Consider the following 17,252-nt stretch of genomic DNA (forward strand, 5'->3'; position numbering starts at 1 on the left):
AGCCTGTTAAGCCCATTGGCCTGGAAGTTGTTATGGCTAAAGACGGAAAAAAGCCAACCGCCCGAACAAGTCCCCAGTGTGCATTGGGCTTATCTAAGATTAGGAAAACTCGCGGGCTGGAATGACAGCAAACGAAGCGGAATTGTAGGCTGGGAAAGGTTATGGCAAGGATGGTTTAAACTGCAAACCATCCTTGAAGGTTACCAGCTAGCCTTGTCTCTTGAGCAAAAGATGTGATCAAGAGACAGGCCATAGCGTGGGGATTTTTATGTCTGTTGTTTTTATTAAAACTAAGGTAATAAAAAGCCCCGCAAATGCGAGGCTTAATTGAGTAACGCGGAATCTAGTGACTAGATTACTTTGCGTTCATCAGTGCAACCGCGTTATCTAACATACGGTTACTGAATCCCCACTCGTTATCATACCAAGACATCACTTTCACTAAACGACCGTTTACACGGGTTTGAGTTGCGTCAAAGTTTGAAGAAAACGCATTGTGGTTAAAGTCGATAGACACCAATGGCTCTTTGTTTACCGCTAACACTTCGCTCAATGGCGCAACGCTGGCAGCGCGTTCGATAATGGCATTCACTTCTTCAACTGTCGTGTCACGGGCAGCGATGAAAGATAAATCCACGAGTGATACGTTAACTGTAGGTACACGAACCGCTAAACCGTCGAACTTACCTTGTAATTCAGGTACAACCAAACCTACAGCTGCAGCTGCGCCAGTTTTAGTTGGGATCATTGACAGTGCCGCAGCACGGGCACGACGTAAATCTGTGTGGTACACGTCAGATAAACGTTGATCGTTGGTATAAGCGTGAATGGTGGTCATCAGGCCTGATTCGATACCAATCTCGTCATTTAACGGCTTAGCAAAAGGGGCTAAACAGTTTGTTGTACAAGAAGCATTTGAAATCACTGTCATGTCTGACGTCAGCACGTTGTTGTTCACACCGTAAACAACTGTGGCATCGACGTTTTTGCCTGGAGCAGAAATAATCACTTTCTTCGCGCCAGCGGTTAAATGTGGTTGAACGGTTTCTTTAGAAGTGAAGATACCGGTACATTCGAAAACCACGTCAACCTGTAGCTCTGCCCATGGCAGTTTTGCAGGATCACGTTCTTGGAAAGTGAGGATCTTATCGCCATTCACATAAATAGCTTCGGCATCATGGTCAACCTTGGCATTGAAACGACCATGAACAGAATCGTATTTTGTCAGGTGAGCGTTGATTGAAGCATCGCCTAAATCATTAATAGCGACAATCTTGATTGGGTAAGCTTTTTCGCTTTCGTACAAGGCGCGTAATACGTTTCTACCGATACGGCCATAGCCATTTATTGCTACACGGATAGTCATCTCATATCCCTCTGGTGATTATAAAATTCAACTGGTAGTAAAATTACCAAACTGACAGCTATCGTCAAGTTAAATCGGCATTTTACCGCTGTCTTGATTAACAAATTAGGTATTTTTTTTACATCGGTCGCGAAATCGCCATTTTTTACGCGTTTATTGGGTAAAAAATTACAAGATGGCAAACATTTTGCCATCGATTGCTTAGTCTGTTTTTTCGACTGGCGCAGGCAGCACAGCCTCGGTTTCAGTTGGCGCTTGGGCAACCGCTTGAGGATCAAGCCATTGTCTTACTGGACTCATAGAATAAGTGCCCTTTTTTAACACATCAATTAGGGCTTGGGCTTTTAAATCGAGTTCAGTCGCCAGCGTTTTATTGCCATCGAGCAAGGCTAGCATTTTTTCTTCAGAATACTTCTGCTGCGTAAGTAGTAAATTTGCTTTCGTCAGCATATAGGATTTATCTAAAACCTGTTGCTGGCGATAGGCAGATGCGAGCCCAAGTAACCAGTTAACGTCGAAATCATCGTATTGGATCTCCGCAAAGACTTTAAGATAGAGTTGTTGCGCTTTGATGGCATTTCGATTGCTGTAATAGGTTGCGACTTGGGCAAGTAGAAAGGGATCAGTCACTTCGCCGGCGTTTTCCTGTTCTAATAATCTATTTAACGCTGCGGTATCGCCAAAGCGAGTCCATTGGTAATAGGACATAAAAGGGTCTTGCCGTTCACGGGTTTGATCTTGTAGTAAACTTAAATTTTGAGTGCTTAGTCTAAAGGCTCTGGCTCTATCAGCTGTGCGATTGGTGTGGATGATATGCTGAACGCCAGAGGCGAGTTCAATGCAACGGCTGTAATCCTCAAGGTAGGTTAATTGTGAGTAGAGCTGCTTACCTGTGAGGTTTTCGTTGTCTTTTAACTTGTAGCGGTTTTGGATAAGTTTGGTCTTTTCAGTCAAACACCAGCTATCCTTATGCAAATCGGCACAAATTTCAGGATTATTTTTACAAATTGCTGAGATATTTCGGTCATTATCACAACCGAAAAGACCGAAAAAGCTCATCCCTAAGGTAAATGATGTAATTATTACTAGATTTTGTCTCAAAACACTCTCCAAACGATAATTTTTCTAATAAAATTACAGATTTACAGAAAATATCTTACTGGCAACAAAGCGCGACTTTCATTACAATGGCGCCGACCAAAACAGGGTTTTCCCTAAAACCCGCATTAGATTATTGGTCTTTTCGTCATGTTACTCAAACCTTTCAGTACATTTTATTGAAAAGTGAGATAAAGGATCTGTAAATGAGCGCTGATAAACACCTACAAAGTTGGCAAGAACGTTTTGAAATGGCAGAGGCGATGCAGCCTTTGTTAGGCAAGTTGTACCGTAACCAAGGCGTTGAAGTCGTGGTCTACGGCAAGCCGTTACTCAATGCTTCTACGATTGAAATCATTAAAGCGCACCGTTTAGTTCGTCGTCATGTCGGTGAAAAATTACGTTTACGCGAGAGTTTCCCCTTCGTTCAAGCTTTGAGCAAACTCGCAGTTAAACAATGTAAAGTGGATATTGGTAAACTCGCTGTCAATTACTGGCGCGACCATACTGATGTCAGCGAAATTGAAAGCTATATGGCAAAAGAATTGGCCGATGCTATCGACCATGCCGATGATGTCGCGCCGCGTGACGTCGTGCTTTATGGTTTTGGCCGTATCGGTCGCTTATTGGCACGCTTGCTGATTGAACGCACAGGTCGCAGCAATAAGTTAAGGTTACGCGCTATCGTTTTACGTGGCGGTAAGAAAGGCGATTTAGAAAAACGCGCGAGTTTACTGCGTCGTGACTCAGTCCATGGTCCTTTCAATGGTTCTGTTGAAGTTGACGAAGAGAACAACGCCATCATAGCCAATGGCACTTATATCCAAGTGATCTATGCTAATTCACCCGACGAAGTGGATTACACTAAATACGACATCAATGATGCATTGATTGTTGATAACACGGGTATTTGGAAAGATGAAGCGGGTCTTGGTTTACACCTTAAGAGCCCAGGTGCCAGCAAAGTATTACTGACGGCTCCTGCAAAAGGCGCGATTAAGAACATTGTTTACGGTGTGAACGAAGGCGATATTACCCCAGAAGACATTATTGTTTCTGCGGCGAGTTGTACCACCAATGCTATTACGCCAGTACTGAAAGCTGTGAATGATAAATATGGTATCGAGAATGGTCACGTTGAAACGATTCATTCTTATACCAACGATCAAAACCTGATTGATAACTATCATACCGCTGACCGTCGTGGCCGTAGTGCACCATTAAACATGGTGATCACTGAAACGGGGGCAGCAAAAGCGGTTGCTAAAGCTTTGCCTGCATTAGCCGGTAAGTTAACAGGTAACGCGATTCGTGTGCCGACGCCTAACGTCTCTATGGCGATCATCAGCATGAACCTGAATGCTGAAACCAGTAAAGATGAGCTGAACGAGTATCTGAAAGATACGGCGCTACAATCACCACTGCAAAATCAAATTGACTACACAGACTCTACTGAGATTGTATCGAGCGATTTAGTCGGTTCTCGCTACGCGGGTGTGGTTGATTCACAAGCGACTATTGCAGAAGGCAAGCGTGCCATTCTTTATGTATGGTATGACAACGAATTTGGTTACAGTTGCCAAGTGGTTGGCGTAATGCAAACTATGTTAGGTTTAACGACGCTATCACTACCTGCGTAAATTGCCCACGTAGTTTTTGCTTGAGTGATTAATAACTTTGCCTAACCTTTGAATAAAGCGCCAAATAGTTATATATAGTACCTTGAACTATGTATATTGTGTATTAAGGCAGAGAAATCTGCCTTTTTATTTGACAATAAACTCTTTAGAATTATAGTGTATTGTATGTTTAACGTGTATAAAGGAATGAACCTTGTCATCGGTTAAAGTCAAAGCAACTATCGTAGAAGATAATACTGGCATTAAAAGTCAGCTCCCCATCTTGATCACCGAACAAGGTGAAGTTGGTTCAGTTACCGATTACTTGCTAAAGATGGAAGCTGATGGTGCTAGTAATGCTTTAATGAATGGTTTTATACAAGCCACTTCTTTGCTCTTGGATTACATGGAAGCCAACAAAGGATTATTTGAAGATCCTAAAATGCTATTCCAAACCTTTGCTAAGCGTCTTTACACAGGCACCATCGGTGAAGATGGTTTAGATCCCTCTGGCTTGTACTGGGTGCCAAGCTCAACTGATAACGTCAATAAACATATTCATCGATTAACGGCATTTACTGATTGGCTGGCTAACAAGCATGGCGCAGAGCCAATGAACCCTTTGCGAGATGCCACACCTCATGAGCAACGCCTTAATTACGCTGCTTGGTATCGAAAAAACCAAAATGACTTCCTTGGACATATTGAAGATAAAACCGTTAACAAAACCATCCGTAAAGCTCGCACAATGAAAGGACGTACTCCATTGACGAAAGCCGAAGACGATGCTTTAGCATTCCCAGATAAGCATTGGGAATCATTCTATAAAGATGGTATTGGCGGAGCAAAAGATCCACGAGTTGCGTTGAGAGATAAGCTTATGCTGCTCTTGATGCACGGTGGCGGTTTGCGTGAAAGCGAAGCTATTATGCTGTGGGTGACTGATGTACTTGAAGATCCGTATGACCCTGAAAAAGCGATAGTTCGAATTTACAACGAAGTCGATGGTAAAGCACCCGAAGGTTGGCGTAGTCGCTCAGGGACAAAAACCAGAGAAGCCTATTTACAAGAAAAATACGCTCGTATACCACGCAAACGAATGAAAGGCACGGCATACGTTGGCTGGAAAACAAGAGTTGTAGACCATCGAGATAACTACATACAAGTTCAGTGGTTTCCAACGGATTATGGCAAGGTTTTTATGTCACTGTGGAAGAGATACCAAAAATATCGAGCCAGTATTGACTGCCATCACACCTATGCGTTCATTTCATTCCATCACAGCGCCCTTGGAAACCCATACACTTTGAATGCGTTTCACCAAAGCTATGCGGCGGGATTAAGGCGCATTGGCTTAGAGCCAAACAAATCGGAAGGGTTCGACCCGCACGGTCATCGTCATAGTTATGGCAGACGCTTAGAGCGTTCAGGACTTAACCCGTTGGTGATACGACGATGTATGCACCATAAATCACTGGAGTCTCAAGTTCCCTACACAGGTAAAGGGCAGCAGGAAATTTCCGATGAACTCAACAAGGCCACGCTACAACTGGCAAATCCTGAGTCCAAAGTAAAATCGCTAGATTGGAAAGAGTTGGTCGAGCACGGTTTTGACGATATTGACCCGCAAGGCTATTTCACAGGCAAGCATCCGAAATTACGAGGTAAATAATGGCAAAAAAAGTCAAGAAACATGACAGGCGTACATCGGACTTAACGTTTAAATGGATGCTCACCACCCTTGGCCCTGAGTGGGAGCAATGGCAGGAATTAGCCGCTGAGTGGATGGCGACACAGCATGTGGGGGTTGACCACAAGCTTTCCGCGTTGAGCCGTTTTTTTGAGTCCTACCTGTTGGAGTGCGCTCCCTATGCAACTGATATTGGTCTGTTTTTCAAGGGCTACAATGGCCATATCTGCTCCACTTAAGAGCTAGAAGCTACTGTGAGAAAAACTATTAACGACCCCGTCAAAGTATCAAAATCTATCAACCACCTCGGTGACTTCATTAATTACGTCATTGAGCATCATCTATCTGAAGAAGATGATAGCGGCAACTTAATGCCACTGGTTCGCAATCCGCTGAGCAAAATTAAGAGGCAACAATCACACACTGAAACCGTGCGTAACCCACTTCCGTATCGTTACATCCAAGACCTGCGCCAAATTCTGTGTCCATTGCCAGATAAAGCGGAACTGACGGTGATTGAGCAAAACCTACCACAAGGCGAGTCGTTACTGCCTAGCTATCACTACCGACATTTCAAGCATTGGACATGGGCACAAGAGCAGGCAGGGCAAAGGAAATCAGGTGGCGATTGGTTTGAAGTTGAGCCTGACTTGATTGACAAATCTGACCCCGATTGTGTGTGGCGTACCAAAGAGGTGACTAGAGATAATAAAAGAATCACCCTCCACCAAATCTGGTCACCTGTCAAAGCGATGGTTATATTTATGAAGCTGCATCTGCCACTGCGCACCTATCAAGTGCGTATGTTAGACAGTGGTGAAGCGGATACGTGGCGTTATGAAAGCGGTCGTTGGAAGCTCAATGACAAGCATGACTTTGCGCTCGGTAGCGAAAAACGCCCTTTTGGTAAAGGCATCATTCGCCGTATCCATGACACCATGACAGGCCAGTATTCCACAGGTTTATATATCAACACCAACAAAACCGCTGACCAAAATAAAGACGAACTTGAGCGGGGCTACATCATCCCTTGGCAGAATGAGGAAGTATTATATTGGCTGGAAAAACTGCGTAACTGGCAGGAAAAATACAACCCTATAGTGAAACCGACAGACTGCACCACGCTGTTAACTAAACATATTGGCAAACATAAGTCACAAACCCAGTTAGAAAGCATGGGTGAAATCGCCTTTCTGTTTCGGGATGCGTCAGCGAAAGGAGAAGATAAATACAAACCAATTTGTGGGGCTGCGAATATAGCACCTTTCTGGTATCAATTGTTACTGGAATTGGAAAACCAGCTCGCTGAGCAAGGTAATACGCTTGATAATGGAGAGCGACTTAAACTGGTTGTGGATTACCCAGAAGACACTCCAGAAAACGCTAAGGTTGCCACAAATTTCCCCCTGCACAGCTTGCGTGTATCGCTGATAACTGCCTACACGATGGATACCCAATTGCCACTACCGGTCATATCCAAACTACTGGCAGGGCACTCACGTATCCTAATGACCATCTACTACAACAAAATTACCCCGTCCGTGATGGCGGAAAAAATGAGTGAAGCCGAGGGGGAGCTTGAGGGTAAAGCCAAGCAATCAGTGCGCAACTTCCTCAAAGATGCCTCACTAGCGCAAATTCAATGCAAAATGGTCTATCACAAAGAAGATAGCATTCAGGCGGCATTAGTTAACCGTAATCCCATCGGCTGGGAGGAGCGTTCAGCTGGCTTATGTTTGGTCGGAGGCAACACCGTAAAATCCGATGAAGTCAGTACGCTGGGCGGGTGCTGGAACGGTGGTGAGTTGATTAGAGATGCAAGTGCTGCCGTTAATCGCATCTATGGCAGCGTACCGCATGGCCCTGAAAACTGCATTCGTTGCCGTTGGTTTATTACTGAGGCGCGATACCTGCCAGCGCTTAACGCTCAGTTTAATCAACTTAGTTACAAGGCGCACCAAGCGGCTAACCTATCGGTTGAAATCGAGGGTGAGCTAGAAGCACTCAAAGACGAGCAGTTCTTCTGTGAAGAGCAAGGTGCGCCTTTTACCAAACATAATGACATGCAGGTTCTACAGCGCCGCTATGAAAAGCAACAAGTAGAAGCCGATGAATACACCAAAGACTGGATAGCGTGCTTCGAGCTAATCAGCAAAATCATTCACGTCGAGGAAGCCCGAAACGATGACGACACCAAAGATAAATTGATTGCAGTAGGGAATGAACAAGATATTAGCCATGCCTTGAAATTCGTTGAAACAGAGTCTGAGTTACTGCACTTATCCCTTCTATGTGACGATGCCGAATTCTTCCCTGACTTGCAGGATGAATTGCGTAAGACGCCTGCTATTGAAAAGCGCTCCCGCCAACTTAGTCGTGCTCTGATGAAGAAAGGCTTTGAGCCTATCTTTATGGAAATGGATGAAAAACAGCAGCTAATCGCTGGTAATGCCATGCTACGCCAAATGGCAAAGATAGCCGACCCTGACGATAAAATGGAAGGCTACCGTAAAGTGGCTAATTACATCGAAGCGGGTGAATACCTGTCTAATCACAAGCTATTTAACGCTGGCATGAATGCACTGTCGGATAAAGCCTTACGCTTAGAAAATCTCACCCAACCTGCGCTATTGGAGGGTTAATGGACATTAATATTGATATCATCTTGGCTGACTTAAAAGACGACAAAGTGCCAAGAACCCAAAAAAACCTAGATAAGCTTAACGACATCCTGAAAGCCTATGCAGGATCGGGGCAGCGTGATTTCTCCATTGCACAAATGGGGCGAGTATCAGCAGCAGAGGGTGGCCCAGGTTACGAAGCGTTACGAGCAACCAAAAACAAGCACTACCGCACCTTGATTGAAGCATGGGCAGCAAAGTGCAAAACAACCACCAAAAAGCCGTTATCGCCAACCTCACGCTCTAAGTCTGTTCCACAGGATAACAAGCTACTTGAGCGTATTCCAGACCCTGCGGTACGGGCTTTGTTTGGTCAGATTATTGCCGAGCGCAACCGTTATCGCAAAGAGGTTAATCTGCTAAAACAGCACGCGAATATTACCATTGATAAGCGTCCTGTACGTCAGTTTGATGCAAGCGCAGAGCCGAGTGTTGAAGTCTTGCCTTCACTATCTGGCATCTTGACCGAATCTGAGAAGAACGCCTTAGCCTACGCTATCTCTGACGAATGTATGGAAAAACATAACTGGCAAACCACACAAGCAGGCCAAGTAAAAGACATGGAATACAACACAGAAATATTCCCTAGAGGCTTTGCGACAGGTCTACGCAAGTTGTTAGGTGAGGTAGATGATTAATGGCGAACGGTCAGCAAAGAGCGCAGCAAAACCTCGAAGCATTTGAAGTATGGCAAGCCACTCAAACTGATGATGACTTTAAGCAAATCGCCTTTAAAGGCAAGCTCAACCGCATCGAAGTAGCAAAAGGGGTTGGTTGCGGTAAGTCTGCCCTTAACCAAAATCCTACGCTTAGAAAAGCGCTCAAGGCATTAGAAGACAAACTGCGTGATAAAGGTATACTCCCGCCACTGACCGAATCTGCAAGGAACAATACCGACAAACCAAAGCAATACGACAACACGGCTAATCGCAAGCTGCTCGACTCAAAACGAGTATCGACCTTAGAAGCTGAAAACATTGAGCTAAAAGCCAAAGTTAAAGAGCTGGAAGGTAAACTGGAGCGGTTTGGCGAACTGAATGAAACCTTGTCAGAAATGGGGTTTATGCCACGATGAAATTTACACTCCATCAAGACCAAATGCGTGTCACGAGCATTCCGTACAGCTCTACCAAAATGGTGATATTCAGTGGCGTGCCACTGAAAAAAAACTCACACAAAACCAATAGCGGCAAGTATTACGTCACCATCAAAGCTGATCCAGATGCCATCCCCGTTCAACCAGCCCTCGGCCAGCACTGGTCAGTGAAGGGAACTCGTTTGGTAGAGGAAGTAGAAACAGGTGATTTCGTGATGCAGCAGCATACCTATGAATCACCAGAGCACATCGAATGCAGCCTGCCAGAAACGGGTGAACAGCTTATTCGCTTTATTGCCAGAGAAAGTGATTTCAAAGGTATCGGTGAAAGTAAAGCTAGAGCACTTTGGGAACTGTTAGGAAAGGATTTTCACCCAACGGTTAGAAAAGACACTCATGAATCAAGAGAGCGCCTTAGAAGTGTCCTGAGTGAAGATTCTATCAATGCGTTATTTGAGGGTTACGCCAAATATAAGAATCTGGCCTACTGCAACTGGATGACCGAACACAAGATACCAGCAAGTATTCAGCAGCGCTTATTGAAGCATCATGGAGAAGAGTCCATTGAGGCTATTAAACAAAATCCGTATGTCCTTATTGGGTTTGGAATGTCGTTTACGGATGTCGATAAACTGGTTAATTTTGACCAGTTTAAGATCACAGTTTGTGATCACCGCAGACTAAGTGCCGCACTTGAAACCGCGATTCGAAAAGAGATTGAGAAAGGCCACACCTATACAACTCAAGCGTGTTTACGCCCATACCTAACCAAATTGCTCAAAGATAAGGAACTGGTGACGGAAGCGTTTAAAGCAGGTCACAACAAAGCGCAATACATCCTAAACCCTGACACTGGCTCTTATCATCCAACCGCCCAGTTGTTGATGGAAAATGTCGTTGCCAAACGACTTAAAGCACTAGCTAATCAAAACAACCTTTATGACGAAGTTGCAAATTCTGCATATTGCTCTTCGGTTGATGAATTACCATACGAGCTAACCAAGAAACAGATTGAAGCAGTGACAACGTGTTTGGATAACGCCGTGAGCTGTATTACGGGCGGAGCTGGCACAGGTAAAACCACAGTCCTTAGAACCGCACTTCGAGCCTACCATCAAATGGGATTTGAAATACATGCAGTAGCACTGAGTGGCCGAGCTGCTATGCGCTTGCATGAGTCAATTGGCTTTATCACCTCAACTATCGCTAAGTTATTACGTAGAGAACCTATTGAGCCAAGTTCAGACCAGCCAAAGCATTTACTGGTAATAGATGAAGCCAGTATGATTGACTTGCCAACCATGTATCGCCTGGTCAACCATATTCACCCATCGGTTCGTATTATCTTTACTGGCGACCCTGACCAGTTACCACCTATAGGGTGCGGCAAGGTTTTGGCTGATATCGTTCTATCAAAAGCCATTGCTAATACTATGCTAGATATCGTTAAGCGTCAGAAAGGCTCAACGGGTATTCCTGAATACTCCAAGCTCATTAATCAAGGTATCGTGCCTGAAAAACTAAGTACGGGGGCTATTCACTTCCACGAAACGGCAAAGAGCGACATTGCTCAAGCCTGTTGTGAGTTGTATCAGCAATCACCTGAAAATAGTCGCGTCATGGCACCGACCAAGGCACTCGTTGCTGAAATTAATAAACTGACCCAAGAGGCTGTTAACCCAAGCGGTAGAAGGCTTGAGTTTGAAATGCACGGTGAGAGATTCTTTCAAAACCTCAGATTGAATGATGCGATTCTATTTACGCAAAACCACTATGATAAAGGCATTCAAAACGGCTCTCTTGGTACGCTTACCAGCATTGACTCATCAGGTGAAAGTTATGGTGTAGTAACGCTGGATACGGGGGATAAAGTTGAGGTCACACAATCCGTGCTCGATTGCATGGAGTTGGGTTATGCAATAACCCTACATAAAGCTCAAGGATCGCAGTTTCCTAGAATCATTATTGCACTACAGAAAGGCAAAATCGTTGATAGAGCGTGGCTGTATACCGCGATTACCAGAGCCGAGGTTGAGATCCATATAGTTGGTAGCTCGGATGAACTAAGGGGTATTACAGATGCCCACAGTAACTCACATAAGCGAAATAGCTACTTGAGTGAACTACTACACCAAAATTAGCAAATTAGCAAAGCTGCAAAACATCACCCAAATTTATCACCACGATCAATCGCGGCTTACAACCCGTTGCACTTTCATGTAACCACCAGCTTCAGCAGTCATACAGTTAATTGATCGTCAGCTAAGAGCGAAAAGCAGAAATTTCTCTCCGCATCATAGTACTCATGCGAAAGTATGCTTTGCTTGATAGAGCGGACATTAACGCCTGAAGTTGGACGGACTTTTAACCGCAAAATGGCATGTGTCTCAACCACAGTGTCCAGCATCCATTCGTCGAGTTGATTGTCACTCGGATCGTGCTTCTCAGTAAGGCAAGCTAACTTTTTACTACAACAATCATCTTCAAAGCGATCTGCTTCTATTGATTTCCGTAGATCACGCAATTAAGTTGGATTGACAATGTTAGGGGGCGCTAATTTGTCCTTGCTCTGTAGATTAAATATGACTATTCATATCGACATAAGCTCAATGCAACTTGAAAGTTTTGCTTTTTGAGCTTAGATTGATATTTTTAATAAGTTTCTAATTTACTGGTTGGCTCAACTTGTTTTAAAAACACGGCGCGCTGGTGCGACTGTTTCATAATGAGCGAGTCCTACAGGCAAATCAGTTGCTGGATTGTTTCTGAATTTGATTTTGGTTTTCCATCTAAATTATCGGCCCTACCCTTTTTATATCAATCGGAGCCTCCTGAGCATTAAATGAAGTCACTTATCTCTGTTCCCAAATTTTCATTACGCAGTTGGTTAATGTCATTATGGCTACCGTTAGGGTTATTAGTTATTGGCTACTTTGTGGCAACATCCATGGTAGATCAGCAACAACAAACCCAAGCAAAGCGAATTAGTGATGCGGTTACTGTCAGGTTAAATCTAATTGCAGAAGGGGTTCAGGAAAAGGTCACGCTGTATCAATATGGTTTGCGCGGCACCCGTGGTGCAGTAATGTCGCTATCCCCTGAGCATTTTGATTACAACGATATGCAGGTCTATACGCAAGTGCGAGACTATAAAAGGGAGTTTCCAGGGGCTCATGGTTTTGGTTTAATCATCAAAGTTGAACCAAACCAAACTGCGGCATTTCTAGACCGGATGGCTGCCGAGCGACCAAGCTACAACTTCCAAATCAGGCAGCTTACGCCACACCAAGATAGCCTTTTTGTGATCACCTATATTGAACCTGAGCAAAACAACCGAGAGGCCGTGGGGGTTGATATTGGTTCCGAAGCAATGCGCCGCAAGGCAGCATTAGATGCGGCGTTCAATAACGATGTGAGGTTAACAGCGCCCATTACCTTAGTACAAGCAAATGAGCGAGCTCAACAGGGTTTTTTAATGTTAATGCCGGTATATAAAACAACAACCGTGCCACAAGATAGTCGGCAACGGCTTGAACATTTATTTGGCTGGAGTTACGCCCCAATCCTGATTAACGACGTCCTTAATTCAGTTGCTGGTCTGGAAAACGATGTCTTTCTGCAAATCAGTGACATTACCGAACAAACGCCAATCGAGTTCTTCAGCCAAGAAGTGAAAGACACTTACGACGCTGCTCTACAACATAAATTAAATCTCTCTGTATTTGGCCGCCAATGGCAGCTGTCGCTTACGCCAACCAATCGCTTTATTAATGAACTGCAACTGCGCTCTGGCACCAGCTTATTTTTTGAAGTAATGGCAGTCAGTACCATCCTGGCCTTTGGCGTGTATCTACTGCAACTTATGTTAATGCGCAGAAGTCAGTTAATCCGTCATAAGCAGGAGCTGGCAAGTATTGCAGAGCAAACTTTACTAAAAGCGAATGCTGAGCTTGAACAGCAGGTCGCACTGCGAACGGCGGAGATTTCACGTGTTAATATCTTGCAGCGCAGTATTCTTAGCAGCGCGGGCTACGCCATTATCGCTACCGATGAAGAAGGCATTATTACGGCCTTTAATCCAGCAGCAGAAAAACTCTTAGGCTATCGCGCAGAGGAGGTCCTTTTCCAACAAACCCCGTCTATTTTTCATCTGCCCGCAGAAGTGGAGCACCATGCCGCTAAGCTGACCACTGAGCTCGGTAGCAACATCGCGGTCGGTTTTGAAACCCTTGTAGCGAAAGCGCGTCTGGGGCAAACGGATAATGTGCGCTGGACCTACCTGACAAAAACCGGTGAACAGGTGCAAGTAAAACTAAATCTCAGTGCACTAAAAGATGAGCAAGGTCAGCTAGCAGGCTTTCTTGGTATCGCGTTTGATTTAACTAAACAACTTAAATACGAAGCGGAACTGGCACAAGCAAAAGAACAAGCTGAGTCTGCTAATAAAGCAAAATCTGAGTTTTTGGCAAATATGAGCCACGAGATCCGCACGCCGATGAATGGAGTTCTGGGATTATTACAATTGGTAGCCAACAGCACGCTGGATCAACGCCAGGCCGACTATATAGAAAAAGCCTATAGTGCAGCTAAGTCTTTGCTTACCTTGTTAAATGATATTCTGGATTTCTCAAAAATTGAAGCCGGTAAGTTGGAGCTAGACCCGCATCCATTTAGTTTGACGGATTTGCTGCAGGATATCGGCCTTGTTTTTTCATCTAGTGCAGAGCAAAAAGGATTGGAAGTGCTATACGATGTCACAGCGGATGTGCCTGAGCATTTGTTAGGTGATAGTTTCCGTATTAAACAAGTCCTGATAAATCTGGTCGGCAATGCCATAAAATTTACTGATAAGGGTGAAATACTCATCTCAATTAGGTCTCAATCACTGCCAGAGGGCGAGATTAACTTGTCTTTCAGTATTAAAGATACTGGGATCGGTATCACGCTGGAGCAACAGAACGCTCTTTTTTCCGGTTTTCAACAAGCAGATTCTTCAATAAGTCGTCGCTATGGCGGGACAGGTTTAGGTTTAGCCATCAGTAAGCGCTTGGTGAATTTGATGGGTGGTGAAATCGGCGTAGAGAGTGAATTTGGTTGTGGAAGTACCTTTAGCTTTAACGTCGTCGTACGCAATGCGGAGAAGAGGGCGATCCAAAACTCTCAAACGTTTACTCGTAGTAATGAAAAGTTGAGCGTGTTGATTGTCGATGACAACGACAGTGCGCGAATAATTTTACAAGGTATTGCGGTCTCGTTGGGATGGCAGGCAAAGATTGCGTCCGATGCGCAAGAGGCGTCACTATTAGTCAAGCAAGCCCACCGCGATAGTACTCGCTATGATGTCGTTTTCGTAGACTGGCGTATGCCGGGTAAAGATGGCCTAACCTTCGCTCGCGAGCTACGGGAATTGCATAGTAGCGTGGTTTCACTGATTGTAATGATTACCGCTCATGGAAAAGAACTGCTCGATGAGCAAAATAACGATTATGAGCGCTATCTGGATGGATTTTTAATTAAACCTGTTACAAAAAATATGATGTTACAGGCAGTAAAGAGTGTTGTTTTTGGCGATCTCGACCTGTCGCTCCCGACCTCCCCCCTCCCGCACGAGCTGCCATTGCAGGGAATATCCTTACTGCTGGTAGAAGATAATTTGACGAACCAGCTGGTTGCCAGTGAGTTACTGCAGCAACTAGGGGCGACCATCAAAATTGCTAGCAGCGGTGAGGAAGCGTTAGAGATGCTGGAAAGTACGGCAGAGCACTTTGATATGGTACTGATGGACATACAAATGCCGGGAATGGATGGCTATCAAACCACTCGTGAGATTAGAAAGCTACCTAGACATCAGTTGCTGCCGATTATTGCTATTACAGCGCACGCCATGTCTGATGATATAGCCGCTTGCCTGGCAGCAGGTATGCAAGACCACATCGCAAAACCTTTTGATCTTAACGAGTTGACGACCAAAATTCTCAGCCATCATAAAGCAGAAAAAGCACCTCACGTCAAACAAGTTAATAAATCAAACCTGAATTTTGATCAGGCAGCGTTAGCGTTCTGCCAGCAGCATCATATTGAACTCGAAGCTGCTGTTCAGCGCCTTGGTTATTCCCTGACGATTTATGTCAATGTATTAAAGCAATTTGAGCAGGACCTTAGGCAAGCATTACAACAACTAGAGGATAAAACACTTACCCGTCGTAATGCACGATTGTTGTTTCATAGTTTAAAAGGTGCTGCAGGCACACTTGGCTTTAGCAATCTGGCAAAGCTTACTGCCCGCTTGGAAGATGAGCTGCGTGAGCACAGTGATGACGGTTATCAGGTAGATAACAACGTTCTGGATATACTGAAGTTAACTCTTAACACCGCTACAGACTTGGTGAAATTATTACAAGTGGAACAGCAAATAGCTACCGCACAAGCCCCTGTTAGCCGGACGGAACAGGCAGCTCAGTTAATGACGCTAAAGCAACATCTCAATCTTGCCAACATGGCAGCGTTGCCACTTTATCAGCAATTGGCACCGTCACTGCAGGCTCAAACACCTGAACTAAATAAAGAGCTTGAAGAGGCTCTAGTCAACTTGACTTTTGAGCAAGCAGTCGTGATAGTTGATAAAATGTTAAGTCAATTCAAAGAGTAGTTTATATGTCAGCTGACACTATACCAAATGTAGCTATCAGCCAATTCCCTGCAACCATTTTAGTTGTCGATGATCAACCTATTAATATTCAGATTGTCTTTCAGGTTTTAGGCAACGAGTACAATATTCTGATGGCCACAAGCGGCAAACAGGCAATAAAAGTTTGCCACGACAGTCGGCCTGATCTCATTTTGTTAGATGTAGTAATGCCTGAGCAGGATGGATTAGAAACATGCAGGCAATTAAAAGCCGATAAACAACTGGCAGATATCCCGGTCATATTCGTCACAGGCTTGCAGCATGAAACGGATGAAGATGCCTGCTGGGATGCAGGTGGCGTCGATTTTATTCAAAAGCCATTTAATACAAATACATTACGTAACCGGGTAAAGGCTCACTTAGCCCTGAAAAGACAAGCTGACTTACTGCGTTCTCTCGCTTATCTGGATGGGTTAACCGGTATTTATAACCGCCGCTATTTTGATAACGTTTTATCAATCCAACTTGCCCAACATAGACGTAAACTGAGTCCTCTTGCAGTATTGATGATTGATATCGACTACTTTAAGAAATATAACGATACGTTTGGCCACTTAGCAGGAGATGATGCTTTACGTAAAGTGGCCAGTGCCCTAAAGCATAACGGGCGACAGGCTGACACGGTCGCCCGCTATGGAGGTGAAGAATTTGTAGTGTTGCTAGCCGATACCGATATAAATGGCGCAGTAACCGTGGCAAAAAAGATGCTGCATCATGTATTGGAATTAGATATCGCACACCCCCAAACTCCCGCCACCAAACTGAGCACTGAAGGATCCCCTCATAAATCAGCCATAGCATAGCCATATTTGAGCAACTGATTGGCGAATAATACCCAGGCCGCCAGCAATTCTTTCTCCGTGATTTGATAATCAGGCCGCCTGAGTACCTCCAATCCCAAGCGAATCGTTGAGAGTACCGTTCGATGCCCAATGGTATTGGCCTGAAAATGCTTATCCCAGCCCTGTTGCTGTGCGTGTAAACCAACTAGCCACAACAGGCATTGAACCATCA

At 44.6% G+C, this 17,252-nt stretch carries 9 protein-coding genes and 3 pseudogenes; 9 read left to right on the plus strand and 3 right to left on the minus strand.

Annotated elements, in window-relative coordinates; genetic code table 11:
- Positions 1-237, plus strand: a pseudogene (locus L5M38_RS22325) (IS4 family transposase); the annotation flags it as partial.
- Positions 238-355: 118 nt separating this feature from the next.
- Here the strand turns inward: L5M38_RS22325 and gap are convergent.
- Both gap and L5M38_RS22335 read right to left on the minus strand, forming a co-directional pair.
- Positions 356-1,366 (minus strand): type I glyceraldehyde-3-phosphate dehydrogenase, encoded by a 1,011-nt coding sequence (gene gap / locus L5M38_RS22330; protein ID WP_006081590.1) that lies wholly within the window; start codon positions 1,364-1,366, stop codon positions 356-358.
- A 201-nt stretch (positions 1,367-1,567) separates the two neighbouring features.
- On the minus strand, positions 1,568-2,467 hold the full coding sequence (locus L5M38_RS22335; RefSeq protein WP_263166236.1) for a DUF2989 domain-containing protein: 900 nt from the start codon (positions 2,465-2,467) through the stop codon (positions 1,568-1,570).
- A gap of 203 nt (positions 2,468-2,670) precedes the next feature.
- Here L5M38_RS22335 and L5M38_RS22340 point away from each other — a divergent pair, with 203 nt between their 5' ends.
- From L5M38_RS22340 to L5M38_RS22375, 8 genes and pseudogenes are all read left to right on the plus strand, one after another.
- Positions 2,671-4,104, plus strand: a complete 1,434-nt coding sequence (locus L5M38_RS22340) for a glyceraldehyde-3-phosphate dehydrogenase (protein ID WP_028759978.1) — start codon at positions 2,671-2,673, stop codon at positions 4,102-4,104.
- Positions 4,105-4,297: 193 nt separating this feature from the next.
- Positions 4,298-5,755: a gamma-mobile-trio recombinase GmtY gene (gene gmtY / locus L5M38_RS22345; protein ID WP_016807536.1), complete on the plus strand. Its 1,458-nt coding sequence runs from the start codon at positions 4,298-4,300 to the stop codon at positions 5,753-5,755.
- A pseudogene (locus L5M38_RS22350) lies at positions 5,755-8,415 on the plus strand (integrase family protein). The gene gmtY and the pseudogene L5M38_RS22350 overlap by 1 nt, the downstream one beginning before the upstream one ends.
- Positions 8,415-9,092, plus strand: a complete 678-nt coding sequence (gene gmtX / locus L5M38_RS22355) for a gamma-mobile-trio protein GmtX (RefSeq protein ID WP_016807538.1) — start codon at positions 8,415-8,417, stop codon at positions 9,090-9,092. The pseudogene L5M38_RS22350 and the gene gmtX overlap by 1 nt, the downstream one beginning before the upstream one ends.
- Positions 9,092-9,529, plus strand: a complete 438-nt coding sequence (locus L5M38_RS22360) for a VPA1267 family protein (RefSeq protein WP_016807539.1) — start codon at positions 9,092-9,094, stop codon at positions 9,527-9,529. The genes gmtX and L5M38_RS22360 overlap by 1 nt, the downstream gene beginning before the upstream one ends.
- Positions 9,526-11,691: an ATP-dependent RecD-like DNA helicase gene (locus tag L5M38_RS22365; RefSeq protein ID WP_263256176.1), complete on the plus strand. Its 2,166-nt coding sequence runs from the start codon at positions 9,526-9,528 to the stop codon at positions 11,689-11,691. Before L5M38_RS22360 ends, L5M38_RS22365 begins: the two co-directional genes overlap by 4 nt.
- Positions 11,692-12,392: 701 nt before the next feature.
- Positions 12,393-16,199, plus strand: a complete 3,807-nt coding sequence (locus L5M38_RS22370; RefSeq protein WP_218678306.1) for a CHASE domain-containing protein — start codon at positions 12,393-12,395, stop codon at positions 16,197-16,199.
- Positions 16,200-16,204: 5 nt separating this feature from the next.
- Positions 16,205-17,041 (plus strand): diguanylate cyclase, encoded by an 837-nt coding sequence (locus tag L5M38_RS22375; protein ID WP_263180353.1) that lies wholly within the window; start codon positions 16,205-16,207, stop codon positions 17,039-17,041.
- Here the strand turns inward: L5M38_RS22375 and L5M38_RS22380 are convergent.
- Positions 17,020-17,252, minus strand: a pseudogene (locus tag L5M38_RS22380) (IS4 family transposase); the annotation flags it as partial. The gene L5M38_RS22375 and the pseudogene L5M38_RS22380 overlap by 22 nt on opposite strands.

This window comes from Shewanella sp. SM101 (genome assembly GCF_025654465.1).
GTDB lineage: Bacteria > Pseudomonadota > Gammaproteobacteria > Enterobacterales > Shewanellaceae > Shewanella > Shewanella oncorhynchi.

Bases quoted from the DNA above. Each gene is read 5' to 3' on its own strand.
- gap (WP_006081590.1), bottom strand. From the start codon at position 1,366: ATGACTATCCGTGTAGCAATAAATGGCTATGGCCGTATCGGTAGAAAC.
- L5M38_RS22340 (WP_028759978.1), top strand. From the start codon at position 2,671: ATGAGCGCTGATAAACACCTACAAAGTTGGCAAGAACGTTTTGAAATG.
- gmtX (WP_016807538.1), top strand. From the start codon at position 8,415: ATGGACATTAATATTGATATCATCTTGGCTGACTTAAAAGACGACAAA.
- L5M38_RS22360 (WP_016807539.1), top strand. From the start codon at position 9,092: ATGGCGAACGGTCAGCAAAGAGCGCAGCAAAACCTCGAAGCATTTGAA.
- L5M38_RS22365 (WP_263256176.1), top strand. From the start codon at position 9,526: ATGAAATTTACACTCCATCAAGACCAAATGCGTGTCACGAGCATTCCG.
- L5M38_RS22370 (WP_218678306.1), top strand. From the start codon at position 12,393: ATGAAGTCACTTATCTCTGTTCCCAAATTTTCATTACGCAGTTGGTTA.
- L5M38_RS22375 (WP_263180353.1), top strand. From the start codon at position 16,205: ATGTCAGCTGACACTATACCAAATGTAGCTATCAGCCAATTCCCTGCA.